Source organism: Rathayibacter sp. AY1F2 (assembly GCF_002930885.1).
GTDB lineage: Bacteria > Actinomycetota > Actinomycetes > Actinomycetales > Microbacteriaceae > Rathayibacter.
The window spans coordinates 1-24,445 of sequence record NZ_PSVG01000031.1 but is presented as its reverse complement, the minus strand read 5'-3'; the positions used below and the strand labels follow the sequence as shown (position 1 = coordinate 24,445).

The following is a 24,445-nucleotide window of genomic DNA, read 5'->3' as shown; positions in this document are numbered from 1 at the left end:
CCGCTTCCGGGGCGGTCATCGCCTCGGGCGCGAGTGCGGCGGAGGCGAACACCACGGAGAGCACGAGGGTCGTCGTCGGGACGAACGCGGCGAGAGCGCGGGTGGTGCGGGTCACGGACGGTCCAGTTCTGCGGGCTCTGCGATGCGCCCGCCTGTGATTACTACCAGGAGCGCGAAGTGCTCTGCACCCCCGCTTCCGGGTGGAGTGCCGCGGAGCGCGCCAGCGGGCTCGGCCATGCTCGTGCGCCCACCTCCTCGACGAGGCGGCGCTGAGCCGGATCGATCAGGCGACCGATCTCCTTCTCGGGGAGCGCCTGCGGGGGAGCGGCTGTTCCTTCCCGCCCGCGGAGATCGACGTGACGGCGCTCCCGCCCAGGCCCGGCACGTCCTTCGGCATCTGGAGCCCTGAGCCGCGCGCCTCGAGCCCGCACTCGCCCTGCGCCTCGGATGATGTGCCGCACACGCAGAGGAGGAAGCGCCCGCGGGCACTCCCTCCTCCGTCACGACCGGTCGTCCGGCCGCCGTGCGCTCAGCAGACGCGGGCCGGGTAGGCCACCGTCTGCGCGAGGGTCTCGGAGCCCGCCGTGGCGGTCACCGTCACCTGGCTGCCCGGCATGCTCGCGAGGCGGGTGGTGAACGCGGCCGATCCGCTCGCACCCGCGGCCACCGCGGTGACCGTCTTCGAGCCGTAGGCCGAGGCCATCGCGACGTCGATCGGAGCGGTGCCGCCGTTCTTGGCGAGGACAGTCAGCACCGCCTTCCCGGCGACGCAGCGCGACGTCACGGTCACCGGCACCGTCAGCGCCGGGGCGGCCGCCTCGGGGACGACGATCTCGCCGATCTTGAGGAACGAGCCCGGCGTGGAGAAGGTCAGCTTCAGGCCGGTGGCCGAGACCGCCGCGAACGGGATCGTGGTCAGCGTGCCGTTCGCCGCCGGAGCGACGTTCTGCGCGGTGGTCGGCTTCCAGGTGCCGTCCTCGGCGCGGTAGGCCACGCTCACCGACGCCAGGGTGCCCTCGGTGTTGGTGAAGGTGAGCCCGGCGACGCGGTGCGCCTCGGTGTTCGTCAGCGTGAACTCGGCGCTGCCGGCGAAGGTGCCGTCGGTCCAGGTCGACCAGGGGGTGCTCACGTTGCCGTCGCAGGCGTTCTTCGCGGGGAGGGTCGCGTACTTCGTCTGGCTGAACGACGCCGAGACCGCGGCTCCGGGGACGCGGCAGACGTTCGTCGGCGGCGCGGTGCCCCAGATCTGCACCTCCGAGACCGACTGCCACGTGTTCGCCGCGCTGGTGAGGTGCAGGCGGAGGCCCGTGGTGTCTGGCAGGGAGGACAGGTCGAGGATCGCCGTCGGGGCGGATCCGGTCGCGGCCTGGCTGAGGGTGGTGGCGACCGAGGAGGTCGTCCATGCGCCGTTCACCTGGTACTCGACCTCGATCCGCGAGGGCCAGGTGGCGGTCGCACCGTCCTTGTAGGTGCTGACCGTCACCGAGTCGAGGTTCTGCGCCGCGCCCCAGGAGAAGGAGAGGCGGCTGTCGCGCGGGTAGCCGGCCCAGGACCAGTCGTCCCAGCCCTTGCCCTTGACATCGCCGTCGATGAGCTTGCCGGCGAGGTCCGTGCGGCTCGAGACCGCGACGGACGCTCCGGGAGCGAGGTTCGCGATGCCCGGCTCCGCCACCTCGATCGTGCGGGTGAAGCGGCGGCCGGAGGAGAATCCGGCGTCGGCGGCGAGCGTGCCCGTCACCTGCACCGTGCCGAGCTCGGCGGGGCCGGGGGCCGCCCAGGTCACGGCGACGTCGCGGGTCGAGCCGTTGCTGACGACCGAGACCGTCGAGGGGAGCGCGGCGGCGATGTCGGCGCCGCGGCGGACCTGCTTCGGCAGACGGGCGTCCACGACCGACCAGACGCCCTCGCCGACCCCCTTGTCGTCCCAGTAGGAGAGGTTCCAGCCGGATCCCCAGCGCGCCGGGTCCTCCTGAGCCGGATTCCGCATCTCGAGGCGGCCGTTCTCACCGACCGTCATCGGGAGCCAGACGTAGGTCGAGTCCGACTTGCCCTCGTTCCAGCGGTCGCCCATGTAGACGTACTTCCCGGGAGCGAGGGTGAGGACGTTCGTCGACTGCGAGCCGAAGGTGGTCTTGCGGGAGTCGCCGATCGAGAGCAGGCCGTCGCCGCCCTCCGGGATCGCGTTGTAGGCGACGTTCTCGTCGGCGTCGCCCTTCTCGACTCCGCGGGTCCACGCGCCGAGGATCGAGTCGGCGGTGTAGTAGGTCTGCGGGTTCGGCGCCCAGCCGGTCGCTCCGGAGGCGATCGTGTAGTATTTGCCGCCGTTGGCGAAGATCGCGGGCGCCTCGAGGTGTCCGCACTCCTTCACGATCTGGAAGTCGGTGCCGCGCACCGGTGCTCCGGCCGCACCGTCGGCGAAGACGTAGGGGTACGTCCCGTCGGCCGAGTACTGGTTCGCGTCGAGGGTGTCGGTCGTGGTGGTCCGCTCGACGTTGGTGTAGTCGGCGTCCAGCTTCGCCACGTAGAGCGAGTAGTTCTCCTCGGAGGAGTAGGAGATGTACGCGGTGCCGTCCTCGTCCTGGAAGACGGTCATGTCCCGCGCCTGCCCGGGAACGGCGGAGGTGGTGCAGGCCTTGTAGTCCGTGCGGTTGTAGAGGCGGTAGACGCCCTGGAGCGTGAAGGGCCCGGTCGGGCTGTCCGAGACGGCGACTCCCGCCATCGAGCGCGCGTAGGTGCTGCCGCCCGGCGTGGTCCGGCCGTCGGAGTGCCACCACATGACCCACTTGCCGGTCTTCTCGTTGAAGAGGACCTTGGGGCGCTCGAAGATGGCGGTGTTCGGCGAGGCCTGCGTCGTGTCGAGGTGGTAGTCGAGCTCCGCGATGCGGTCGGCGCGAGGGGCTCCGGAGCCGTCGACGGTGTCGTAGAGCGCGTCGAAGTAGGGGGCCTCGAGGTCGGCCGGAGCCGAGACGCTGCGCAGCGCGGTGCCCTTGTTCTCCCAGTTGTGGCCGTCGGTGGAGCGGTAGACCGCGACTCCGGGGCTGTTCCAGTAGCCCTTCGTGCGGTCCTCGCCGTACCAGTACTGGACCTGCTGACCGCCCTCCTCGACGGTGACGATCTGGCCGCCGTGCGCCTGGATGTGGCGGCCGTCGGTGTCGTACCAGTAGGGCTGGAAGTAGCCGGCCGCGGTGCTGCCCGGGTCCTGGACCGCCGGGTGGTCGGTGTAGGTCACGGGCGTCGAGGTGCGCGGCACTCCGTCGTCGGGATCCGTGGCCACGGCGGCCGAGGCCGACTGCGCTCCTGTCCCCAGGAGTGCTGCGACGAGCAGCGCGGCCACCGCCGCGGCGGCCGTTCGTGGTCGAGACGTCATGCTGTGCTCCTTTGCACCGGGGACTTCGCGCATGTTCACGCAAACATCAGGCTTCCACGAGGGTCTGATGACGTCAACATCCTGATCGACCGACGGCCGGGCGTCGGACGGCCGCCCGGGCTCCGTCTTGGCCGCTCAGCGCTCCGGCGCGAACGCCCCGCCCGGGCCGAAGGCGAGCTCCGCGAACCGGCGGCCGATGAGCTCGTGCGCTTCCGGATCCGGGTGCAGGCCGTCCGGGAGCGGGAGCCGCTGGGCGTCGTCCGGCCCGTAGAGCGCGAGCCCGTCGAGCAGTCGCAGGTCCGGGTCGTCGGAGCGCGCGGCGACGACCTCGGCCAGCGCCTCGCGGACGATCCGCAGGGTCAGCCGTCCGTTCGCGGTGTCGCCCGGGTCGCCGGTCGCGACGAAGCGCGGCGCCCCGGTCGTGAAGGACGCGGGATCGACGTCGCCCGGCCCCGGCGTGTCCTCGTGGATCCCGCAGAAGAGCGGAGTGACGAGGAGCAGCGGCGTCGCGGGGTGGCCCTCGCGGATCGTGTCGAGGAAGCCGTGCACCGCCGGCACGAAGGTGCGGCGGCGCATGCCGTCGAGGTTCACGAGGTTGATGCCGAGCGCGACACTGATCAGGTCGGCAGGAGTGTCCCGCATCACGCGAGCGGTGAAGGGGTCGACGAGTGCGCTCCCGCCGAAGCCGAGGTTCACCAGGCGGGCGCCGCTCGCCCGGGCGGCCACGGCCGGCCAGATGCCCGAGGGGCGCGCCGCGTTCGAGCCCTGGCTGATCGAACTGCCGTGGTGCAGCCAGACGGGGCCGGAGAGCGGCGCGGGTTCGAGTGGTGCGTCGGACCGCAGGGCCACGAGGTCCACCGCCTCGTTGTGCGGGAGGAGCAGCTCCACGCGAGACGGCCCGGCCGGGAGGTCGAGCCCGACCGTGTCGAGAGGTCCGGGGAGGAGGGCCCGGTCACCGGTCGCGAGGTCGAATTCGATCGCGTCGCCTCCGGTGAGCGCGTGGGAGGCGGTCATCTCGCCGTCGACGACCGCGTCGACTGCGCCGCGCGGCCGGGGCAGCCCCCGATAGGCGACCCGTGTCGCGTGCACGTCGAGCTCGATCCGTCGCGCCTCGGTGACGAAGGAGATCCGGACACCCGAGGGCTGCGCCTCCATCAGCAGGAGCTGCGCATCCGCATCGCGCTCGCGGACCGCACGGGGGAGGCGGTGCGGCCGGACTCCGCGGGGCACCTCCTCCAGCTCGATCGCGCCGTGGACGAGCCGTTCGGTGAGGGGTGTGCTGATCATGCGGGGATGTCCTTCCGGCGGGTCCAGTGGCTGAAAAGAAAGTGCAGGCAGGCGAGGAGCTCGCTCCACGACTGCGCGGGGGTCGGGCTGCTGTGCGCGAAGCTCCCGAGCCGTTCGAGGGTGAGGAAGCCGTTCAGAGCAGCGCCCGTCACTCGGACGGCGTGCACCCGGTCCTCGGCGGGGATCGCGTAGCCGAGGAGGACCGCATCTGTGAGCTGCACGACGCGGCGGGCGGCCGGGGCGGCGACCGCGTCCGGCCCCGCAGTGCGCTGCAGCGACTCCCACAGGCCCGGCCGCTCGCGCGCGAAGGAGCGGTGGGCGTCGGCGAAGCCGTCCAGCGCCTCCCGGGCGGAGCGTCCGGCGATCGCGACGGCGATGCGGTCGGACAGCTCGTCGAGGGCCAGGACCGTGACGCCGTCGCGGAGTGCGGCGAGATCGCGGACGTGCGTGTAGAGGCTCGGCGTCTGCACCTCGAGCGAGCGGGCGACGGCGGCCAGGGTCACGGCGGCGAGACCATCGGCGTCGGCGATCGCGGCGGCGCGATCGATGACGGCGGAGCGGGTGAGGGAGCGACGGGGCACGCGTTGATCCTAATACCCCTAGGTTTTCACATATGGGCATTCGGAAGCTCCGACGCCCGAACCGCGATCGCCCCCGAGCCGGAGGGCTCGAGGCGATCGAACGTGCGGTGCGGCCTAGCCGCCGACCGCCTGGCGAGCGCTGTCGAGCCCGCTCAGTTCTTCCGGATATCGATCTCAGGGCTGCGAGGATCTCGCGCGCTCGAGGATGGCGGCGATCACGGCGGACTTCGCCTCGGCGTAGTCGTTCCCGTCCTCCCAGCGCCGGAGGAGGAGAGACGCCTTCGTGCTGCGGTAGAGCTCGCGGTCGGCCGGGTCGGTGCGCAGCCGGTCGCGCAGGAGGAGGTACGCGTCGATCGCGGGATGACCCTCCTCGTAGATGTGGACGTGGGCGTCCCGTCCGGGCGTGCGGACGAGCCGGTGCCCGGGCTCGCGGGTGCGCAGGACGTAGCCGGCTGCGAGCAGCGGCGCGACGTGGTCCTCCTCCGCCGTGACGTCGGGCACGACGACGAGCACGTCGACGATCGGCTTCGCGGGCAGGCCCGGGACGGAGGTCGAGCCGATGTGCTCGACCCGCACGCCCGGGACGGCCTCGAGGATGCGCCGCCGGTGCTCCTCGAACAGGGCGGACCACTCGGGGTCGTGCTCGTGCAGGGCGAGCTCGAGCGGCTCCGGTCCGCCGACGAGCTCGACGGAGACGACGTCGGGGCGGCGGGGGGAGCGGTGCGGAGTCACCGGGTCATCCTGCCAGGGGTGCCGCAGGGCGGGTGCGGTTCACTGGAGCGGTGAGCACCCTCCTCGTCACCGCGCACCCCGACCGCGACTCCCTCACCGCCGCCCTCGCCCGGCGGCTGCGGGACGAGCTCGGCCCCGACGGAGTGGAGACGGCCGACCTCGACGCCGAGCGCTTCGACCCGCGGTTCGGCGCGGCCGACCGGGACCGCTACCGCGGTGTCGGCCCGGTTCCCGACGACGTCCTCCGCGAGCAGCGCCGGCTCGACGGCGTCGACCACCTCGTGCTCGTCTTCCCCGTCTACTGGTGGTCGATGCCCGCGCTGCTGAAGGGCTGGATCGACCGCGTCTTCCTCGCCGGCTGGGCCTTCGACATCGACCCCGTCCACGGCACGCAGCGCAGGCTCGGCGCTCTGACCGTCCACCTCGTCCTCGTCGCGGGGGACTCCGCCGGGACCTACGAGCGGCACGGCTACGAGCAGGCGCTGCTGACGCAGATCCAGCACGGGATCATCGACTACTGCGGAGCCCGGCGCGGCGCAGCCGTCTTCGTCCACGAGTCCGAGCGCGAGGACGACGCGAGCCGCAGGGCGGCGGTCGAGGACGCGGTCGAGCGGACCGTGGAGGCGATCAGGGCTGATCCGCCTGCAGCGCTCCGGTGACGAGGGCCTGCACGAGGGTGTCGGCGTCGTAGTCCGGATCGTGGGCGGCGCCGATGCAGAGGTTGCCGATGCCCTTGAGGAGCATGTAGCCGCTGAGACTCGACGCCGGGATCCGGGCGGGTCGTGCCGCCTCGAGCAGGTCGCCGCAGACGGGGACGAGCCGCTCCACGAAGTAGGCGTGCAGGGCGTCGGATCCGGCGCTGTCGCCCTGGAGCGCACCGGCGAGGCCGTGCTTGGTCACCAGGAGGTCGACGAAGTGGGCGACCCAGGCCCTGAGGGCGGCCTCCGGGGTCGCGCTGTCGGCGAGCAGCCGTGGGCCCGCCTCCGCGCAGGCCTCGACCTGGTGGCGGTAGACGGCGACCACGAGCTCCGAGCGGGTCGGGAAGTGCCGGTAGATCGTCCCCATGCCGACGCCGGCCTCCGCCGCGATCTCGCGGACCGGCGCGTCCACGCCGGAGGCCACGAACACCGTCGCCGCGGCGGCGAGCAGTGCGTCGCGACTCGTCCGCGGTCGGCCGGGCGTGCGGGGCACACGGTCGCTCATCGGTCCTCCTTGCTTTTCGGAGCGGCGCTCCGTAATTTCTCCGAGCGCAGCTCCACCACGTTCCGGAGCAGTGCTCCGCAATGTTCCGGAGCAGCGCTCCGACGATTGTGCCAGAGCGCCGCCCCCCAGGAAGGACCCTCGTGCCCACTCCGCTCCTCGACTCCCTCGACCGCGTCGTCGGACCCGGCGCCCCCGTCGTCTCCCTCGCTCCGGTCGCGCTCGACGCCCCCGGCCGCCCGGTCCCGCTCGAGGTCCGCGTCTCGGCCCCGACGACGGGGTCGGATCTGCCCGTCGTGCTGTTCTCGCACGGCAACGGCTGGAATCTCGACGGCTACGCCCCGCTGACCGCCTTCTGGGCGTCCCGCGGCTTCGTCGTGATCCAGCCCACCCACCTCGACTCCCGCCGCAACGGCTTCGGCTTCGACCACCCGGTCTTCCCGAGCATCTGGACGGAGCGGATCACCGACCTGACCCGCTCCCTCGATCAGCTCGACACCCTCGAGGCGGCCGTCCCCGGCCTCGCCGGACGGATCGACCGCGCCCGGATCGCCGTGGCCGGCCACTCCTGGGGCGGGCAGACCGCGCAGGCCCTCCTCGGCGCCCGCGTCGTCGACGACGACGGCACCGCCGGAGCCGACCTCTCGGACGAGCGGGTCCGCGCCGGGATCCTGCTCGCGGCGACCGGGCTCGCCGGGGACGACCTCGCGCCGTTCGCCCGCGAGCACTTCCCCTTCCTGCGGCCCTCGTTCGCCGAGCTGACCACACCGACCCTGGTCGTCGCGGGCGACCGTGACCAGTCGCGGATGTCGCGGCGCGGCCCCGACTGGTTCACCGACGCCTTCACGCACAGCCCCGGCGCCTCCGACCTGCTGACCCTCCACGGTGCGGAGCACTCGCTCGGCGGGATCGTCGGGGACTCGGTGGCGGAGACGACCGACGCGGACCCCGAGCGCGTCGCCGCGCTGCAGCGGCTGACTACCGCCTATCTCCGCACCGCGCTCGGCGTCGATCCGCGGAGCTGGGGCGCCGCGCGGGACGCCTTCCGACACCACGGGGCCGCCCTCGGCCGGATCGACGGGAAGTAGCGGCTCCGGTCGACCCCCGGTGAGCACCGCCCGATGCGCGCGGTCCGCACGGCCGAGCGCGACCCCTCTCGATCCGTCGCGAACGGCCCGTCGCCGAGGGGCGGACGGGCGTCCGCGACGGAGGAGCGGAGCGGGCCCTGCCGTCAGCGCGGGGCGCGCAGCCTGGCCAGCGGGCCGCCGTGCAGCGGCTCCGTCTCCCAGCGGACGCGGGCGGTGCGGTCGGGAGCGAGCTCGACGTGCAGGCGGTGCGGGGTCTCGAGGAACACGACGTCGACCAGGACGCCGTCGCCCGAGGGTCCGGCGCTCGCCGCGAACGGCCCGTCGACGGTCCAGGCTCCCGCGCCGGGCGTCACCGTGAAGCGTTCGTCGCCCTCGGTCAGCGCGAGCGTCCAGCCGCCCTCGTCGGCCGTCACCTCGACGGCGTCGGGCCACGATCCGACCGGCGTGTAGCTCCCGGTCGCGGGGGAGGCGCCCTCGAGCGGGGGCAGGGCGAGCTCCGACAGCCGGTCGGCCAGTCGGGCGTCGGCCTCCGCCGTGGACCCTCGGCCGACGGCGGGGAGCAGGTGCTCCCAGGCGAGCGCGAGCAGCGTCTGCGTGTCCGAGGTCTGGCCGGTCAGCGCGATCACGAGCTCGTGCTCGGGCACGATCAGGCTGAACTGCCCGTACGCGCCGTCCGCGCGGTAGCCGTGCAGCGACCGCCAGAACTGGAAGCCGTAGCCCTGCTGCCAGTCCGGTCCGCCGTCCTCGTGGGTCGGGACGTGCGCGCGGGACGCCTCGGCGACCCACTCCGGCGAGAGGATCCGCCGGTCGCCCCAGCGCCCCTCCTGCAGGTACAGCAGTCCGAGCGCAGCGGCCGCCTCGGTGGTGGCGTGCAGCCCGCTGTAGCCGAGCTCGCGCCCCGAGTCGTCGCGATGCCACGCGACCTCGCCGATGCCGAGCGGATCGAGCAGGCGCGGGCGCAGGTAGTCGGTCAGCGACTGCCCGCTCACGCGCTGCACGATCGCGGCGGCGGCGAAGGTGCAGGGCTGGTTGTAGGCGAAGACGCTGCCCGGCTCCTGCTCCGGCGGGAGGAGGAGGAAGCCGCGCACCAGGTCGACCGGATCCGTCTCCTCGGCGCGGTCGATCGTCTCGGCGGAGTGGCCGCTCGCCATCGCGAGGACGTGGCGGACGCGGACCGCACGCGAGCGCGGGTCGGTGATCTCGTCGTCGAGCTCGGGGAAGTACGAGAGGACGGTGGCGTCCAGGTCGACCAGGCCCTCGGCGACCGCGAGGCCGACGGCGGTCGCGGTGAAGCTCTTGCTCAGCGAGTAGAAGAGGTGCGGCCGCTCGGCCGAGTACGGCGCCCACCAGCCCTCGGCGACCACGTCGCCGCCCTGCACGACCATCAGGCCGTGCAGCTCGACGCCGGGAGCGGCCTCGACCCCTTCGACGAAGGCCAGCGCTCCCTCGGCGTCGATGGAGCGGGCGGACGGGGTGCTTCTCGGCAGTGAGCGCGTCATCCTTTGATGCTACGACCGGCGCGGCGCCGCCTCCGCCCGGGGGCAGGTGGCGGCGCCGCCTAGGCTGTCGGCTCGGCGGGGAAGGGCCCGAGGCCGAGCAGGAAGCGGAGGATCGCGTCGGCCGGCACGCGCAGGGCGGGGCCGGAGCCGAGCTCCCATTCCGCGTCGGTCGGAGCGAGGGTGCGACCGCGGACGGCGGCGCGGATCGCGAGCGGCGCCCGCTGCAGGCGGTCGAGGGCCACCCCGCCGGTGATGCGGGAGGAGAGGGCGAGCGGCTCGGGGGAGAGCGCGAGCTCGACGCGGACGACCTCGACCAGCTCGGCGACCGAGCGGGGACCCGCGCCCGCGCGGCGAGCGGAGGCGAGAGCGGCCAGGGCCGGGGCGATCTCGGCGGGAGGAGGAGGGGAGGAGGCCTCTCGGGCGCCCATCCGCGTCGCGAGGCGCTGGCCGGTGCTGCTCGAGAGCCGCACGACGAGCTCTCCGAGCAGGGCGTCCCGGGAGACGGCACTGGCCGCCTCGCCTTCCGTGGTGGAGGGCGAGGCGGCCAGGACGGCGAGGCGGTCGAGCCTCTCGGCGACGAGGGGGCGCCAGTCGTTGCTGACGCCCGTCTCGTCGACCGAGGGCCCGGTGCTCAGCGGCAGGAACCGCGACCAGTCGGGCACGACCGCAGGGCCTAGCGTCCGCCCGAGCGGCGCTTGTTGTAGACGTCGAAGGCGACCGCGAGCAGGAGCACGAGGCCCTTGACCGCCTGCTGCCACTCGATGCCGATGCCCATGATCGACATGCCGTTGTTCAGGACGCCGATGATGAGGCCACCGATGATCGCGCCGCCGATGGTGCCGACGCCGCCCTGGACCGCCGCGCCGCCGATGAAGGCGGCCGAGATGGCCTCGAGCTCGAAGCCGTCGCCCGCCTTCGGGCCGGCGAGGTTGAGTCGCGCGGTGAAGACGAGGCCGGCCAGCGCCGCGAGGACGCCCATGTTGACGAACAGCCAGAAGGTGACGTTGCGGGTCTTGATGCCGGACAGCTCCGCGGCGTGCAGGTTGCCGCCGATCGCGTAGACGTGACGGCCGAAGACGGAGCGGTTCATGACCACGCCGTAGATCAGGACGAGTACGGCGAGCACGATCAGGGTGACCGGGATGCCCTTGAAGGTGGCCAGCGCGAAGGAGAAGGCCGCGATCACGACGGAGACGAGGACGAGCTTGGTGACGAACCAGGCGCCCGGCTCGACGCTCTGCGCGTACTTCTGGCGGCCGCGGCGGGTGCGCACGGACTGCACGGCGAAGGCGACGATCGCGAGCGCGCCGATGACGAGCGACAGCGGGTCGAGGTCGGTCTCGCCGAACAGGTCGGTGAGGAAGCCGTTGCCCAGCGCGCGGTACTCGGTCGGGAAGGAGCCGATGTTCGCGTTGCCGAGGACGACGAGCGCCAGGCCGCGGAAGATCAGCATGCCCGCCAGGGTCACGATGAACGCCGGGATCCCGACGTAGGCGATCCAGAAGCCCTGCCACGCTCCGACCAGGGCGCCGATGAGGAGGGAGAGGATGATCGACAGCCACCACGGGAGACCCATGTTGACCGCGAAGACGCCGGAGATCGCTCCGACGAACGCCGCGACCGAGCCGACCGAGAGGTCGATGTGCCCGGCCACGATGACCATCACCATGCCGATGGCGAGGATCAGGATGTAGCCGTTCTGGACGATCAGGTTCGAGATGTTCTGGGGGCGGAGGAGGATTCCGCCGGTCATCACCTCGAACAGCAGCACCACCACGATGAGGGCGATGAAGATGCCGTTCTTGCCGAGGTCGCCCAGCACGTGGCTGAGGCGCTTCGTGAAGGCGTTCTCGGTGGGCTTCACCTGCGCACCGGCCGCGGTGGACGGTTCGTTCTGCAGATCGGTCATCGTTGCTTCTCCTGGGTCATGAGGGTGAGGACCGCCTCGGGCGTCGCCTCGGCGATGGGCAGCTCGCCCGTAATCCGGCCCTCCGACAGCGCGTAGACGCGGTCGCAGATGCCGAGCAGCTCCGGCAGCTCGGAGGAGATGACGATGATCCCCTTACCCTGCGCCGCGAGCCGGTTGATGATGGTGTAGATCTCGTACTTCGCACCCACGTCGATGCCGCGGGTGGGCTCGTCGAGGATGAGGACGTCCGGGTCGGAGTAGATCCACTTCGACAGGACGACCTTCTGCTGGTTGCCGCCGGAGAGCTTCCCGGTCTTGGCGAGCACGGTCGGCGACTTGATGTTCATGCTGCCGCGGTACTCGTTGGCGACCTCGAACTCGCGGTTGTCGTCGACGAGTCCGCCGCGGGCGACCTTGTCGAGCGACGCGAGCGAGATGTTCCGCTTGATGTCGTCGATGAGGTTGAGGCCGTAGTGCTTGCGGTCCTCGGTCGCGTAGGCGAGCCCGTGGGCGATCGCCTCCGAGACGTTGCGGATCTTGATCTCCTTGCCGGCCTTGAAGACCTGGCCGGAGATGCGGCTGCCGTAGGAGCGGCCGAAGAGGCTCATCGCGAACTCGGTGCGCCCGGCGCCCATGAGCCCGGCGATGCCGACGATCTCGCCGCGGTGCACCGTCAGGTTGACCTTGTCCACCATGACGCGGGTCGGGTCCTGGGGGTGGTGGGCCGTCCAGTCGACCACGCGCAGGATCTCCTCGCCGATGTGCGGCGTGTGGTCCGGGTAGCGGTGGTCGAGGTCGCGGCCGACCATGTCCTTGATGATGCGGTCCTCGGTGACGTCGTCGTGAGCGATCGTCTCGATGGTCTTGCCGTCGCGGATGACCGTGACGGTGTCCGCGATCTTCTTGATCTCGTTCAGCTTGTGGCTGATGATGATCGACGTGATGCCCTGCTCCTTGAGGTGCAGGATCAGGTCGAGCAGGTGGTCCGAGTCCTCGTCGTTCAGGGCCGCGGTGGGCTCGTCGAGGATGAGCAGCTTGACCCGCTTGGAGAGCGCCTTCGCGATCTCGACGAGCTGCTGCTTGCCGACTCCGATCTCCATGATCTTGGTGGTCGGGTTCTCGCGCAGACCCACGCGGGCCAGCAGCGCCGCGGCCTCCTGGTTGGTCTTGTTCCAGTCGATCAGGCCGCCGAAGCCGCGCACCTCGTTGCCGAGGAAGATGTTCTCCGCGATGGAGAGGTAGGGGCTGAGGGCCAGCTCCTGGTGGATGATGACGATGCCCTTCGCCTCCGAGTCGCGGATGCTGGAGAACTGCATCACCTCGTCCTCGAAGACGATGTCGCCCTCGTAGGTGCCGTGCGGGTAGACGCCCGACAGGACCTTCATCAGCGTCGACTTGCCGGCGCCGTTCTCCCCGCAGATCGCGTGGACTTCGCCGCGCTGTGCGTTGAGCGTGACGTCCTGGAGCGCCTTCACGCCCGGGAACGTCTTGGTGATGCCGCGCATCTCGAGGATGTTCGAGGTCACGCCGCCTCCCTTCCTTCGTAGTGGGGGAGGGCGCCCGGTGGGCGCCCTCCCGGGGTGTTCCTTCTCGGGTGAGGAGAGAGGACTAGCCGTTCACTTCCGCGTCGGTGTAGTAGCCGCCGTCGACGAGGACGGACTGGATCTGGTCCTTGGTGACGATGACCGGCTCGAGCAGGAAGGACGGGACGACCTTCTTGCCGTTGTCGTAGGTGTCGGTGTCGTTGACCTCGGGCTCGGTGCCCTCGAGCACGGCCTGGGCCATCTTCACGGCCTCCTTGGCGAGCTCGCGGGTGTCCTTGTAGATGGTCGCGTACTGCTCGCCGGCGATGATCGCCTTGACGGAGTCGAGCTCGGCGTCCTGACCGGTGATGATCGGGAAGTCGGAGCCGACGGTGTAGCCGGCGTCGGTCAGAGCCGAGATGATGCCGCGGCTGAGGCCGTCGTAGGGCGAGAGGACGCCCTGGACCTTGGAGCCGTCGGAGTACGTCTTGGTGAGGATGTCCTCCATGCGGCTCTGGGCGACCTCGCCGTCCCAGCGGAGCGTGGCGACGGTGTTGAAGTCGGTCTCGCCGGACTTCACGACGAGCGTCTTGTCGTCGATGTACGGCTGGAGGGTGTCCATCGCGCCGTTGAAGAAGAACGTGGCGTTGTTGTCGTCGGGGCTGCCGGCGAACAGCTCGACGTTGAACGGGCCGGCGGGGGCGTCGGCGGCCTTCGCGCCGGTGAGGTCGGTGAGACCGAGGCCCGCGAGGAGCGAGGTGGCCTGCTGGACGCCCACCTTGTAGTTGTCGAACGTGGCGTAGTAGTCCACGTTCTCGGAGTCGCGGATGAGGCGGTCGTAGGCGATGACGGGGATGTCGTTGGCCTTGGCCTCCTCGAGCACGCTCGTGAGGGTGGTGCCGTCGATCGAGGCGACGATCAGGGCCTTGGCGCCCTTGGTGATCATGTTCTCGAGCTGCGAGACCTGGGTGGGGATGTCGTCCTCGGCGTACTGAAGGTCGACCTGGTAGCCGGCCTCCTCGAGCTGCGACTTGACGTTGTTGCCGTCAGCGATCCAGCGCTCGGACGACTTGGTCGGCATCGCGACGCCGACGAGGCCGCCGTCGCCGGATCCCGAGCCGCCACCGGTTCCGGAGGAGCAGGCGGCGAGGGAGAGGATCATCGCTCCGCCGGCGATGCCGGCGATGAGAGCGCGCTTCATTGTGGTCACTGTGATTCCTTCGTCATTGAATGCAGTGGATGCAGGGCCGCCCTCGGGATCGGGGCGGAGATGTGATGCCATGTGAGCGATCACATTGCGTCATGCTAGACCCGACGGCGCCGTTCGTGTCAACGCGCACGTCTCGACTCGGTAACGGGACACCCGCGGCGCGTCGTCCGCTCTCGGAGCGGTGCTGTCAAGGGTCCCCGGCCCCGGAAGGGAGCCGGAGCCGTCGGCGTTGCGTCCAGCACTGTCGAAAGGACGCACACCATGACGAAGACCTGGTTCATCACCGGCGCCTCGAAGGGCTTCGGCCGCGAGTGGGCCGAGGCGGCGCTCGAGCGCGGCGACTCGGTCGCCGGCACCGCCCGCCGGATCGAGACCCTCGACGCCCTCGTCGAGGAGTATCCGGACACGTTCCTCCCGCTGACCCTCGACGTGACCGACCGCGAGGCCGGCTTCGCCGCTGTGCAGGCCGCGGCCGAGCGGTTCGGCCGGCTGGACGTCGTGATCAACAACGCCGGCTACGGGCACTTCGGCATGATCGAGGAGCTCACCGAGGAGGAGGTCCGCGCGCAGCTCGAGACCAACGTCTTCGGCGCCCTCTGGATCACCCAGGCCGCGCTGCCGATCCTCCGCGAGCAGGGCTCGGGGCACATCGTCCAGGTGTCGAGCATCGGCGGCATCAGCGCGTTCCCCTCGATCGGCGCGTACCACGCGTCGAAGTGGGCGCTCGAGGGCTTCACCCAGTCGCTGGCCGCCGAGGTCGCCGGCTTCGGGATCCACGTGACCCTCGTCGAGCCCGGCGGGTACTCGACCGACTGGTCCGGTCCCTCCGCGTCGCGCAGCGAGCCGATCGCCGCGTACGACGAGGTCCGGGAGGCAGCGAGCCGACGCCCCTCCGCCGCTCAGCAGGGCGACCCGCGGGCCTCGCGCCTCGGGATCCTCGCGGTCGTGGACGCGGACGAGCCGCCGCTGCGGATCTTCTTCGGGCGCGCGCCGCTGGGCATCGCGACGGCGGACTACGAGTCGCGCCTCGAGACCTGGAAGCGCTGGAACGACGTGTCGATCGCCGCTCACGGCGAGTGATCCCGGGCGGTCGCGGCGCGAGGGCGTCGCGGCCGCCGGTCAGCGCGAGGCGGTGACGCTCGCGCTCCGGGGGACGGCCGTGGATCCGCGGACGACCAGCTGCGGAGCGATCGGCGCCGCCTTCTCCGGCCGGTCGCCCTCGATCAGGCTGAGCAGCGCGGCCACGCACCGGCGTCCGAGCTCCACGAAGTCCTGGCGGACGCTGGTCAGCGGCGGCCAGTAGAACGCCGCCTCGGGGATGTCGTCGAAGCCGATGACGCTGACGTCCTCCGGCACGCGGACCCCGCGCTCGTGGAACGCGCTCATCAGTCCGAGCGCCATCTGGTCGTTCCCCGCGAACACCGCGGTGAAGTCGAGGAAGCGCGAGAGCTCGAGGCCCACGCGGTGGCCGCGCTCGGCGCTCCAGTCGCCGAGCAGCGGCGGGCGCAGCGGGATCGAGCGGTGGTCGAGCTCGGCGAGGTAGCCGCGCATCCGCGCCTCGGCCTCGATCCAGTCCTGCGGGCCGGCGAGGTGCACGATCTCGGTGTGCCCGAGGTCGATCAGGTGCCCGGTGGCGATGCGGGCGCCGGCCATCTGGTCGACGTAGAGCGCGTCGTCGCGGTCGTCCTCGCTCGTCTGCAGCGTCACGTGCGGGATGCGCAGCGCGACTCCGGAGAGGATGTCGAAGACGCGGATCTGCGGCGCGACGACCACGAGGCCCTCGACCGCCTGGTTGAGCAGATGCCGGATCCCGGCCTGGATCGACGCGCCGTCGGTGCCGTCGACGTTGGCCGTGACCACGAGGTAGCCCGCGTCGCGCGCCGCCACCTCGATAGCCTGGATGCTCGAGGCCGGACCGTACTGCAGGCTCTGCGAGGACAGCACGCCGACGGTGCGGGTGCGGCTGGTGACCAGTGCCCGCGCGGCGAGGTTGGGGCGGTAGTCGAGCTCGGCCATGACCTCGAGCACGCGCTTCTTCGTCTCGGCGCGGAGGCTCGGGTGGTCGTTCAGGACCCGGGAGACGGTCTGGTGCGAGACGCCGGCCGCGCGGGCGACGTCGTAGATGCTCGGCGCCCGCGACGCGGGCTTGTCTTCCGGCATCGGGCACCGCGGCTCTCTGTGATCGGCGCCTCCGACGCAGGACCGGGGCGCCCTCACGGGCGGCTCGCCCGTCCGCGGGCGCGTGTGAGCACACTTTACGTCCCTCGGCGCGGGGGCCTGCACACCGACGGAACCTCGACGGCTCGGACGGGTGCCGCTCCCGGATCGGCCGGACGTTCCGGCACCGCTGGTGCGGGCGCGCCGGAACGACGCGATCCGCGCCTCCGCCCCGCGGTCGTCGCAGCGGGTGGTCGCCGCGGTCGGGTCAGCCGTCGAAGACCTCGGCCGAGGCGAAGGCCGCATCGGAGCGGAGCACGGCGACGAGGTCCACGGGACAGTCCTCGAAGGCCGTCCTCTCCGGACCGGGAGGCGTGTGCGCTCGGAAGTCGACGACGGATCCCTGGGGCGCGACGGCGTCGGGCGATCACAGGCGCCACCCTGCGGTCCGGGGTACTTTCCCGCGTGTGAACGACAGCGACGAGAAGTCCGGGAGAGGCTGGCGCATCGATCTCGGCGAGCCGCCGGAGAGCGTGTCCGGCGATGTCGTCGACGCTCTCGATAAGGTGTCCGCGGAATTCGCGGCATTCCGGAGCGGGACTTCCGGCGAGGGCGGAGAAAGGGCCGCGGCCCTCCGCGGAGCCGCCCGACTCGGGGCCGGAGAGCACCGGCTCGCCGTCGCCTCGGGGCTGACGCGGGAAGGCGTCCGCGCCTTTCTCGCGGGGGGATGACAAGCCGTCGGAGAGGCGGTTCCCCCGTGCCTCGACAAGCCGGCGCCGAAGGAAGAGAAAGGCCTCGAGAAGGCGCGGCATCCGGAGAGATCGGAGACGACGAATGGACGACGAGGAGTGGGCTCGGTACCTTCTCGCGATGAAGCGCCGAGCACCGACGGATCAGGACGGCGCGACCGCGGAACGGCGTGACGCGATGGTGGCGGCCGTCCTGCGGGAGCTCGACGGGGTCGATCCGTACGGACTCGAGCCGGGTCGCGAGGACGGCGCTCCCCGCGACGAGTACGCGTCTGAGGCGGCCCCGATCGCGAGCATCCTCCTGCGCCGAGGACGGATCACCGGCGAGGAGCTCGACGCCGTCTGGCGGTTCTGGTTCGGCGAGCCGCTGAGCGCCCTGCTCGGCGACGGCTTCGCCCCGCTCCTGGCGCGGCTCGACCGGCTCGCTCCTCTCTCGGCGGAGGAGTGACGGGCGTCGGGTTCCGGCGGCGGACCGGCCGCGATCCCGGCGTCCCGTATCGCTCCGCCCAGCTCCGCCCAGCTCCGCCCAGCTCCGCCTAGCTCCGCTCGCGGAAGAAGCGGATGAGCTCGCGCAGGGCCGGGAGCGTTGCGCTCTCGGCCTCGGCGTCGTCGAGGTCGTCGAAGGAGGTGCGGAGCCCGGCGGCGTCGGCGTCGGCGGCGGACTCGAACGCCATCGACCACTCCGGGAACAGCCGCTCCCGGATCGGCTCCTCGAGGAGGGTGCGCAGCTGCGCGTGGCGCTCGTCGGCGGCGATGACGGCCATCCGCTCGCGCAGGACCGCGTCCGGCCCCTCGAGCACCTGGAGGAATCGGCCGTCGCGGTGCAGGAGCATGCCGGTCAGGCCGAGGCGCTCGTTGTTCGCGCGGCACTGGGCGAGCAGCGCGGGGAGGTCGGCGTCCGTGAAGCCGGCGGAGGTGCGGCTGGAGTAGACGAGGGAGAGCATGGCGTCCGTTCCGGGTGGGGGAGGCGGGCGCCTCCGCTCCCAGTGGACCACCGACAGCGCCTCCCGCACGGCCACTTCCGCCGGCGGCGGCGGGCTGCTAGAGCTAGCCGACCGTGATCGGAGCGGCAGACGGACGGGTGCCCTGCCGCATCCAGACGAAGAAGCCGACCAGGGTGAACGCGCCGTAGAAGACGTACATCAGCCCCGACGCGTAGTAGCCGGCCGAGAACAGCAGCGGCACGCCGACCAGGTCGACGGCCACCCAGATGAGCCAGAACTCGGTCCAGCCCTTCGCCATGCCGTAGGTGGCGAGGACGGAGCCGACGAAGATCCACGCGTCGCTCCAGACCGGCTCGTAGGAGCCGAGCGCGCGGAACACGGGGGTCAGCACCGCGGTGCCGCCGACCATCCCGAGCACTAGCAGGCCGCGGGTGCGCCACGACGCCCAGCGCGGCTCGATCAAGGTGGTCGAGTCGTCGGGGCGGTGGGTCCACCGGTACCAGCCGTAGACGCTGACCAGGATGAACATCACCTGCCGCCCGGCCTGGCCGAGCAGGTTGACGGGGTTCGGAGTGCCGAACAGGGCGCCCATGAAGACCGTGAACAGCAGCACGTTGCCGATGAGGCCGACGGGCCAGGCCCAGACCTTCCGCCGCATCCCGCCGAGGGCGCTGAGGAGCCCGAAGACGTTGCCGATGACCTCCCGCCAGAGGACGGTCTGCTCGCCGATGACGATCTGCGCGTCGAACAGCCAGTGCACGAGGTCCACGAGGCCTTCTTCCTGAGTCGGGATGCCGGGTGGTGCAACCCTGCCCCATCCCGGCCCATTCCCGTCGCGGGCTGATGCGGGCGCCGCGCTCGGACCACGCTGGATCCCGCTCCGGGGCGGGGAGCGCGACCGGCGCCCCGCTGTGCCGCCGCGACCGTAGGCTGGCGGGATGACGTCCCGGGTGCGACTCCTGCTGGCCTCGTCGCACCCCGGGCCGACCGTGACGGTCACCGTGCTGGCGACCGTGATCGCGGCGGCGTCCGGGCATCCGCTCGGGCAGGTCGTGCTGGTGGCGCTCGCCGTGCTGCTCGGGCAGCTCTCGATCGGGCTCGCGAACGACTGGATCGACGCCGATCGCGACCGCGCGGTGGGGCGCACCGACAAGCCGGTCGCGCAGGGGCTGATCGGCGTGGGCGCCGTCCGCGCCGCCGCACTGGGGACGGCGGCGGCCGCCGTGGTGCTCTCGCTGCTGCTCGGACCGGTCGCCGCGGTCGCGCACCTGGTGCTGGTCGCCGCGGGCTGGGCCTACGACGCGGGGCTCAAGCGCACGGTCTGGTCGGTCGCTCCCTTCGTGGTCGCCTTCGGGCTGCTGCCGGTGGTGGCGGTCGCGGCGCGCGACGGCCGGCTCCCCGCCTGGTGGGCGATCGCGACCGGCGCCGTGTTCGGCATCGCGATCCACTGCACGAACGTGCTCCCCGACCTGGTCGACGACGAGGCCACCGGGGTCCGCGGCTTCCCGCACCGCCTCGGCCTGCGGCTCTCCGGAGTCGTCGCCTTCGGGTCGCTGGTGGTGGCCGCGCTGCTCGTGCTCGTCGGACAGCTCGTCGGCGACCAGCCGGTGCGCGGGACAGGCGTGGTGCTCGCGGTGATCGGGACCCTCGCGGTGGTCGTGCTCGCCGCGGCGGGCATCCGCCTGGTGCTGACCGGTCCGCCGACGCGCACCCTGTTCCGGCTGGTGATCGCGGCCTCGCTCGTGCTGGTGGTCGAGCTCGGGCTGGCGGGCGCGCGGCTGGTCGGCTGACCGGCCGCCCTCAGGACCAGCGCATCGCGTAGACGCGGGCGAGCAGGTCCGAGGTCGGCAGGGCGAGGGCGGTGCGGAGGAACGCCTCGCGGCCGCGGTGCGCGAGCGAGCCGAGCGGGCGTCCGAGGGCCATGTTCGCCTCCGCCTGCCGCGCCGCGCGCCGGGCCGCGGTGGTGCGCCGCCGGGCGAAGCCGGGCCAGGGGCCGGCCTCGCCGCGGCGCACGGCACCGGCCAGGAGCGGGGCGAGCTCGGCGGCGTCGAGCCAGCCGAGGTTCATGCCCTGCCCGCCGATCGGACTGATCTCGTGCGCGGCGTCGCCGATGAGCACGACGCGGCCGACGCCCATCAGCTCGGCCTCGCGGCGCCGCACCTGGAATCCGCTGAGCATCGTGCAGGTGTCCGGGTCGGCGTCGGCGCCCGTCCGGTCGCGGACAGCGGCGGCCAGGGCGCGCGCGGCCTCCTGGTCGGGGGCCTCCTCGGGCCGCCAGGCGGGGGCGCCGAGGGAGCGGTCGGGGCCGCTCAGGGCGACGTACCGGCGCCGGCCGCCCGGCAGCGGGAAGGACTCCACCACTCCGGCCGGGCCGACGTCGACCAGCGCGGTGCCGGTGAGACCGCCGGGCTCGGGGTCGGCGAAGTCGCCCATCACGTAGCGGTCCGGGTAGTCGCGGCCGGTGGTGCGGATCCCGAGCAGGTCGCGGACGGTGCTCCGGGCGCCGTCGGCTCCCACGACGAAGGCGGTGCGGACAGAGACCGGCTCGCCGCCCGGTCCGGTGCCGGTCGCCTCGACGGTGGAGCCGCGACGGAGCAGGCCGGTCAGCGCGACCCTGGGGCGCAGCGCGTCCGGGGACGCCGCCTCCAGGCGCTCGCGGAGGATCGCCTCGGTGCGGTGCTGGTCGAGGGTGACGACGTAGGGGTGCGTCGCGGAGGCGCGTGCGAACGAGAGCGTGCCGAGGGTGCGGCCCCGGCTGCGCGCGACGCCCTCGCGGACCCGGGTGGCCTCGGCCAGCACGGGAGCATCGGCGCCGATCGCGGCGAACGCGTCGAGCGACGGCGGATGGATGCCGATCGCCCGCGAGCCGCGCGGCACCGAGGAGCGCCGCTCCCACACCTGCACGTCCACTCCGGCCCGCGCCAGGAGCGCGCCGAGCAGGAGTCCGACCGGACCGCCGCCGACCACGAGCACGTCCGTCTCCGCTGTCACGGGTCAAGCCTAGGGAGCGGCGGCGCGGCGGGCGAGGGGGTGCGCTCGACCGCCGCGCGTGCTCAGGGTGCGAGCGGAGGCGTCAGAGCGCGTCGACGGCGGCGAGGATCTCCTCGGTCTCCGTGCGCGTCGTGTAGTCGACGTGCACGTCCGCCGTGCGGACGATCCGGTCGACGTCGACGACCAGGACGGTCGGGTACGGGACAGCCGGGGTGTCGTCGGCGTTGCTGTCCTTCACGGCGAAGCCGAGCGCGGTGTGCGCCTCCTGCGCCTCGCCGCTGGGGGCGGTGACGATGCCGAGAGCGCTCGCGAGCGTGTTGCCGGGGTCGGAGACGACGGTGAAGCCCAGGTCGCCGTTCGCGACCGCCGCGCGCGACCCGTCGGGGGTCTGCGGGCTGATCGCGACGAGGGCGACTCCGCGCGACGCGAGCTCGGGGGCGAGGGTCTCGTTGTAGTGCTTGAGCGTGATGTTGCAGTACGGGCACCAGGCTCCGCGGTAGAAGACGAGGACGGCCGGGCCCGCGCCGAGGACGTCCGCGAGGTCGACGGTGTCGCCGTCGACGGTCACGACGGAGGCGGCGGGGAGCGCGTCGCCGGCGGTGACGGCTCCGCTCGGGGCGCCGGCGGCGACGAGGTCGTCGCGCTCGCCGGAGAAGACGGCGGCGAGCTCGGGGCCGACCGTGTCGTCGAAGCCGACGGCGAACTCGTCGAGCTGGGCGCGGACGGAGGTGCTGGTCATCGGAAGTCCTTCGGTCGTGACGGTCATGGTCCCCCGTCCGGGAGCCTAGGCACGCGGGGGACCGGGCGCCGGGCGCCCGTCACGCGGCGTCACACGACGGCCGACGCGTGTCGGCCGGCGTGCGTGGGACCGGCCCCGTCGCTCCGTCACTCCGGGGCGACGACCAGCTCGCCGCCGGCGCAGCGCGAGACGCACGGCATGATCCAGCGGTCCTGCTCCTCGGGGGTCAGCACCAGGTCGCGGTGCTCCGCCGTCCCGCCGACGAGGCGCAGGCGGCAGGTGCCGCACGTGCCCGACTCGCAGGAGGAGTCGACGTCGATCCCGGAGGAGCGGAGCGCGGTGAGGAGCGAGCGGTCGGCCGGGACCTCCACAACGGCTCCGGTCGGCTCCCAGACGGCGGCGAAGGGGACGGCCCGGTCGCCGACGGCGTCGACGCCCGCGAAGTCCTCGACGTGGATCCGGCTCGGGCGCCAGTGCATCGTGAGGGCGAGGACCTCGTCGATCAGCGCGGACGGACCGCAGCAGTAGATCCGGGTGTCGTCGTCGGGCTCGGCGACGAGCGGCCAGAGGTCGAGCCGGCCGTGGATCGCACTGTGGTGCACGAGGGAGCCGTCGGCGGAGAACTCGTCGAGCCACGCGGTGTCCTCGGGGGTGCGGCTGAGGTAGACGACCTGCACGGCCGATCCCTGCGCCCGGAGCTCGGCGGCCATCGCGCGGATCGGGGTGACCCCGATCCCGCCGGCGATCAGGAGGTAGCGGGCGGCGGGCCGGAGGGCGAAGGTGTTCGCGGGCGGCGCGGAGGAGAGGACGTCGCCGACGCGGACGTCGTCGTGGAGGCTCCGCGATCCGCCCCGGCCCCCGGGCTCCCGGCGCGCCGCGATCGCGTAGTGCGACGGCTCCGCGGATCCCGGCTCGACGAGGCTGTAGCTGCGGCGCTCGCCGGAGGGCGTCGTGAGCGTGAGGTGGGCGCCGGCCGAGTAGCCGGGCAGCGGGGCGCCGTCCTCGCTCCGCAGCACGAAGCGGGTGACGGCCGGGGTGAGCGCCTCGCGCTCGGCCACCACGAGCCGCAGCTCAGCCACGGAGCACCAGCTCGTCGCCCACGCCGAGCGTGCCGCCGTCGAGGACCTCCGCGTAGACGCCGAGGAGCTCGTGGCCGTAGGTCTCGTGCAGCAGGCGAGGGACCGGCAGGTCGCGCCGACCGGTGCCCGGCTCGACCTCGGTCGCGGCGCACCGCTCGGTGGCCTTCGTGATCCGCAGCCGCAGCCCGCCCGCGGTGAGCTCGCGCCCGAGCAGCTCGAGCTCGCTCCACGCGGGCAGCCCCTCGAGGTGGATGTTCCCGCGGAACCGCAGCGGATCGACGCTCCGGCCGGTGCGCTCGGCGAGGTCGCGGACGCTCGCCAGGTTGATCAGCGAGAGGTACTCCATCTCCACATCGGAGTTGTGGGCCGTGTCGGTGTAGCGGCGCCCCGCGTCCTGGGCGATCACGGGCTCGACGCCGGGCGGCAGGTCGAGCACGCGGGCGGCGAAGGAGCGCAGTGCGGCCCGTCCGTCCTCCGCGCCGAGGTCGGCGGAGAGGACCCGGTGGCCGCGGACGTCGACGGTGAGCACTCCGCTGTCGGGGTCGAGGTGCGTGGTCAGGCCGGCGAGGCGCGCCTCGGCGACGAGCACGAAGTACTCGCGCTTGGAGATGCCGTGCCGCATGCCGGGCCGGTAGGCGCCGCCGGGGCGGGCGAGGGCGATCGTGCGGTCGAAGGGGACGCCGCGGCCGGCGGTGAGCTCGACGCGGGGGAGCGGCTGCGGGGTCAGGCCCTTCACCGGGTAGACGAAGAGGCCGTCCACGCGTGTCGTCATGCCCCCATCCTGGCGCATCGCCGGGAAGCCGGCAGGGCCGTCGCGGCGCAGCGGAGCGCGAGGAACGGACGCGGCGCCGTGCGGATCCTGCGAGGGCGGGCGGAGGGATCCGCTCCGGCGGGCCTCGTCAGTACTGGAGGGAGAGGCCGACCAGGGGCGGGACGACGAGCGCGCCCAGCTCGACGATCGCGACGCTCGCGCCGACGCCGAGCGTGACGGCCGAGAGCAGCCGGGCGCGGTCCTTCCGCGCGACGCCGATGACGCCGACGATCGCGGTCGCCGTCGCGAGCACGAGCATCGTGACCCCGAGGGCGGCGAAGAGCGCCCCGATCTGCGTGGTGTCGAAGCCGCCCTGGAACGCGAGGACCGGGATGGCCGTGGTGAGCGCGGTCCGCCCGATCTGCGCGAGGACGAGGACGATCGCGAGGACGAGGCCGACGATGCCGACGACGTCGCGGGGCCGGGGCTGGGGGGCGGGGACGGAGGCGGTCACGCCATCGAGCCTAGGGGCGGGCGCGGCGGCGAGCCCGATCAGCGCGAGGGCGAGCACCACGGCGCCGACGGTCTCGAGAGGGCTCCATGCGGTCATGGCTCCAGCGTGCGCTCGGAGCGGCGCGC

General features: G+C 72.6%; 24 protein-coding genes. 6 read left to right on the top strand and 18 right to left on the bottom strand.

The features are described 5' to 3' along the window. Positions 1 to 529: 529 nt before the first annotated feature. From C5C54_RS16535 to C5C54_RS16520, 4 genes are all read right to left on the bottom strand, one after another. The gene (locus C5C54_RS16535; RefSeq protein ID WP_104288828.1) at positions 530 to 3,367 is read right to left on the bottom strand and encodes a discoidin domain-containing protein; all 2,838 of its coding nucleotides are present in this window, start codon (positions 3,365 to 3,367) and stop codon (positions 530 to 532) included. A gap of 135 nt (positions 3,368 to 3,502) precedes the next feature. Then, the gene (locus C5C54_RS16530) at positions 3,503 to 4,654 is read right to left on the bottom strand and encodes a GDSL-type esterase/lipase family protein (RefSeq protein WP_104224975.1); all 1,152 of its coding nucleotides are present in this window, start codon (positions 4,652 to 4,654) and stop codon (positions 3,503 to 3,505) included. Continuing rightward, on the bottom strand, positions 4,651 to 5,235 hold the full coding sequence (locus C5C54_RS16525; protein ID WP_104224976.1) for a TetR-like C-terminal domain-containing protein: 585 nt from the start codon (positions 5,233 to 5,235) through the stop codon (positions 4,651 to 4,653). Before C5C54_RS16525 ends, C5C54_RS16530 begins: the two co-directional genes overlap by 4 nt. Positions 5,236 to 5,409: 174 nt before the next feature. After that, positions 5,410 to 5,967, bottom strand: a complete 558-nt coding sequence (locus tag C5C54_RS16520) for a GrpB family protein (protein ID WP_104283949.1) — start codon at positions 5,965 to 5,967, stop codon at positions 5,410 to 5,412. A gap of 50 nt (positions 5,968 to 6,017) precedes the next feature. Here C5C54_RS16520 and C5C54_RS16515 point away from each other — a divergent pair, with 50 nt between their 5' ends. Continuing rightward, positions 6,018 to 6,626: an NAD(P)H-dependent oxidoreductase gene (locus tag C5C54_RS16515; protein ID WP_104288827.1), complete on the top strand. Its 609-nt coding sequence runs from the start codon at positions 6,018 to 6,020 to the stop codon at positions 6,624 to 6,626. Here C5C54_RS16515 and C5C54_RS16510 read toward each other — a convergent pair. After that, positions 6,595 to 7,170, bottom strand: a complete 576-nt coding sequence (locus tag C5C54_RS16510; protein WP_104227392.1) for a TetR/AcrR family transcriptional regulator — start codon at positions 7,168 to 7,170, stop codon at positions 6,595 to 6,597. The genes C5C54_RS16515 and C5C54_RS16510 overlap by 32 nt on opposite strands. A gap of 140 nt (positions 7,171 to 7,310) precedes the next feature. Between C5C54_RS16510 and C5C54_RS16505 the strand changes: the two genes are divergently transcribed. Then, positions 7,311 to 8,255 (top strand): chlorophyllase, encoded by a 945-nt coding sequence (locus C5C54_RS16505; protein WP_258063363.1) that lies wholly within the window; start codon positions 7,311 to 7,313, stop codon positions 8,253 to 8,255. A gap of 143 nt (positions 8,256 to 8,398) precedes the next feature. Here the strand turns inward: C5C54_RS16505 and C5C54_RS16500 are convergent, their stop codons facing one another. From C5C54_RS16500 to chvE, 5 genes are all read right to left on the bottom strand, one after another. After that, positions 8,399 to 9,754, bottom strand: a complete 1,356-nt coding sequence (locus tag C5C54_RS16500; protein ID WP_104288825.1) for a serine hydrolase — start codon at positions 9,752 to 9,754, stop codon at positions 8,399 to 8,401. Positions 9,755 to 9,813: 59 nt separating this feature from the next. Continuing rightward, positions 9,814 to 10,416: a hypothetical protein gene (locus C5C54_RS16495; RefSeq protein ID WP_104224981.1), complete on the bottom strand. Its 603-nt coding sequence runs from the start codon at positions 10,414 to 10,416 to the stop codon at positions 9,814 to 9,816. A gap of 11 nt (positions 10,417 to 10,427) precedes the next feature. Next, entirely contained in the window at positions 10,428 to 11,663 is a 1,236-nt protein-coding gene (gene mmsB / locus C5C54_RS16490; protein WP_104227395.1) for a multiple monosaccharide ABC transporter permease, read from the bottom strand. Beyond that, positions 11,660 to 13,189: a multiple monosaccharide ABC transporter ATP-binding protein gene (gene mmsA, locus C5C54_RS16485; RefSeq protein WP_104227396.1), complete on the bottom strand. Its 1,530-nt coding sequence runs from the start codon at positions 13,187 to 13,189 to the stop codon at positions 11,660 to 11,662. The genes mmsB and mmsA overlap by 4 nt, the downstream gene beginning before the upstream one ends. Before the next feature lie 82 nt (positions 13,190 to 13,271). Then, complete coding sequence (chvE, locus tag C5C54_RS16480; protein ID WP_104288824.1) at positions 13,272 to 14,387, bottom strand: multiple monosaccharide ABC transporter substrate-binding protein; 1,116 nt, start codon at positions 14,385 to 14,387, stop codon at positions 13,272 to 13,274. 270 nt (positions 14,388 to 14,657) lie between these two features. Between chvE and C5C54_RS16475 the strand changes: the two genes are divergently transcribed. Continuing rightward, positions 14,658 to 15,476: an SDR family oxidoreductase gene (locus C5C54_RS16475; RefSeq protein ID WP_104250917.1), complete on the top strand. Its 819-nt coding sequence runs from the start codon at positions 14,658 to 14,660 to the stop codon at positions 15,474 to 15,476. A 39-nt stretch (positions 15,477 to 15,515) separates the two neighbouring features. Here the strand turns inward: C5C54_RS16475 and C5C54_RS16470 are convergent, their stop codons facing one another. Beyond that, positions 15,516 to 16,556: a LacI family DNA-binding transcriptional regulator gene (locus tag C5C54_RS16470; RefSeq protein ID WP_104234510.1), complete on the bottom strand. Its 1,041-nt coding sequence runs from the start codon at positions 16,554 to 16,556 to the stop codon at positions 15,516 to 15,518. 464 nt (positions 16,557 to 17,020) lie between these two features. Here C5C54_RS16470 and C5C54_RS16465 point away from each other — a divergent pair, with 464 nt between their 5' ends. Continuing rightward, on the top strand, positions 17,021 to 17,284 hold the full coding sequence (locus C5C54_RS16465; protein ID WP_104227400.1) for a hypothetical protein: 264 nt from the start codon (positions 17,021 to 17,023) through the stop codon (positions 17,282 to 17,284). Positions 17,285 to 17,423: 139 nt separating this feature from the next. Next, on the top strand, positions 17,424 to 17,750 hold the full coding sequence (locus C5C54_RS16460) for a hypothetical protein (RefSeq protein ID WP_146078887.1): 327 nt from the start codon (positions 17,424 to 17,426) through the stop codon (positions 17,748 to 17,750). An 88-nt stretch (positions 17,751 to 17,838) separates the two neighbouring features. Here the strand turns inward: C5C54_RS16460 and C5C54_RS16455 are convergent, their stop codons facing one another. Both C5C54_RS16455 and pnuC read right to left on the bottom strand, forming a co-directional pair. Continuing rightward, entirely contained in the window at positions 17,839 to 18,246 is a 408-nt protein-coding gene (locus C5C54_RS16455; protein ID WP_104227402.1) for a BLUF domain-containing protein, read from the bottom strand. 103 nt (positions 18,247 to 18,349) lie between these two features. Next, positions 18,350 to 19,015 (bottom strand): nicotinamide riboside transporter PnuC, encoded by a 666-nt coding sequence (pnuC, locus tag C5C54_RS16450; protein WP_104227403.1) that lies wholly within the window; start codon positions 19,013 to 19,015, stop codon positions 18,350 to 18,352. A 169-nt stretch (positions 19,016 to 19,184) separates the two neighbouring features. Between pnuC and C5C54_RS16445 the strand changes: the two genes are divergently transcribed. Continuing rightward, a complete protein-coding gene (locus C5C54_RS16445; protein ID WP_104288822.1) occupies positions 19,185 to 20,036 on the top strand; it encodes a UbiA family prenyltransferase in 852 nt (283 codons plus the stop codon). A 10-nt stretch (positions 20,037 to 20,046) separates the two neighbouring features. Here C5C54_RS16445 and C5C54_RS16440 read toward each other — a convergent pair whose 3' ends face one another. The 5 genes from C5C54_RS16440 to C5C54_RS16420 all read right to left on the bottom strand — a co-directional run bounded on the left by C5C54_RS16440 (position 20,047) and on the right by C5C54_RS16420 (position 24,416). Next, complete coding sequence (locus tag C5C54_RS16440; protein ID WP_104288821.1) at positions 20,047 to 21,237, bottom strand: NAD(P)/FAD-dependent oxidoreductase; 1,191 nt, start codon at positions 21,235 to 21,237, stop codon at positions 20,047 to 20,049. An 82-nt stretch (positions 21,238 to 21,319) separates the two neighbouring features. Further along, a complete protein-coding gene (locus C5C54_RS16435; protein WP_104288820.1) occupies positions 21,320 to 21,976 on the bottom strand; it encodes a peroxiredoxin-like family protein in 657 nt (218 codons plus the stop codon). Positions 21,977 to 22,122: 146 nt separating this feature from the next. Continuing rightward, positions 22,123 to 23,055: a PDR/VanB family oxidoreductase gene (locus C5C54_RS16430; protein ID WP_104288819.1), complete on the bottom strand. Its 933-nt coding sequence runs from the start codon at positions 23,053 to 23,055 to the stop codon at positions 22,123 to 22,125. Then, positions 23,048 to 23,827, bottom strand: coding sequence for an MOSC domain-containing protein (locus C5C54_RS16425; RefSeq protein ID WP_181110644.1), 780 nt, complete (start codon positions 23,825 to 23,827; stop codon positions 23,048 to 23,050). The genes C5C54_RS16430 and C5C54_RS16425 overlap by 8 nt, the downstream gene beginning before the upstream one ends. A 127-nt stretch (positions 23,828 to 23,954) precedes the next feature. Next, positions 23,955 to 24,416 (bottom strand): hypothetical protein, encoded by a 462-nt coding sequence (locus C5C54_RS16420; protein ID WP_104288817.1) that lies wholly within the window; start codon positions 24,414 to 24,416, stop codon positions 23,955 to 23,957. Positions 24,417 to 24,445 lie beyond the last annotated feature (29 nt).

Coding starts and splice junctions, on each gene's coding strand:
- C5C54_RS16535 (WP_104288828.1), bottom strand. CDS start 3,367: ATGACGTCTCGACCACGAACGGCCGCCGCGGCGGTGGCCGCGCTGCTC.
- C5C54_RS16530 (WP_104224975.1), bottom strand. CDS start 4,654: ATGATCAGCACACCCCTCACCGAACGGCTCGTCCACGGCGCGATCGAG.
- C5C54_RS16510 (WP_104227392.1), bottom strand. CDS start 7,170: ATGAGCGACCGTGTGCCCCGCACGCCCGGCCGACCGCGGACGAGTCGC.
- C5C54_RS16500 (WP_104288825.1), bottom strand. CDS start 9,754: ATGACGCGCTCACTGCCGAGAAGCACCCCGTCCGCCCGCTCCATCGAC.
- mmsB (WP_104227395.1), bottom strand. CDS start 11,663: ATGACCGATCTGCAGAACGAACCGTCCACCGCGGCCGGTGCGCAGGTG.
- chvE (WP_104288824.1), bottom strand. CDS start 14,387: ATGAAGCGCGCTCTCATCGCCGGCATCGCCGGCGGAGCGATGATCCTC.
- C5C54_RS16475 (WP_104250917.1), top strand. CDS start 14,658: ATGACGAAGACCTGGTTCATCACCGGCGCCTCGAAGGGCTTCGGCCGC.
- C5C54_RS16470 (WP_104234510.1), bottom strand. CDS start 16,556: ATGCCGGAAGACAAGCCCGCGTCGCGGGCGCCGAGCATCTACGACGTC.
- C5C54_RS16460 (WP_146078887.1), top strand. CDS start 17,424: ATGAAGCGCCGAGCACCGACGGATCAGGACGGCGCGACCGCGGAACGG.
- C5C54_RS16455 (WP_104227402.1), bottom strand. CDS start 18,246: ATGCTCTCCCTCGTCTACTCCAGCCGCACCTCCGCCGGCTTCACGGAC.
- C5C54_RS16445 (WP_104288822.1), top strand. CDS start 19,185: ATGACGTCCCGGGTGCGACTCCTGCTGGCCTCGTCGCACCCCGGGCCG.
- C5C54_RS16435 (WP_104288820.1), bottom strand. CDS start 21,976: ATGACCAGCACCTCCGTCCGCGCCCAGCTCGACGAGTTCGCCGTCGGC.
- C5C54_RS16425 (WP_181110644.1), bottom strand. CDS start 23,827: ATGACGACACGCGTGGACGGCCTCTTCGTCTACCCGGTGAAGGGCCTG.
- C5C54_RS16420 (WP_104288817.1), bottom strand. CDS start 24,416: ATGACCGCATGGAGCCCTCTCGAGACCGTCGGCGCCGTGGTGCTCGCC.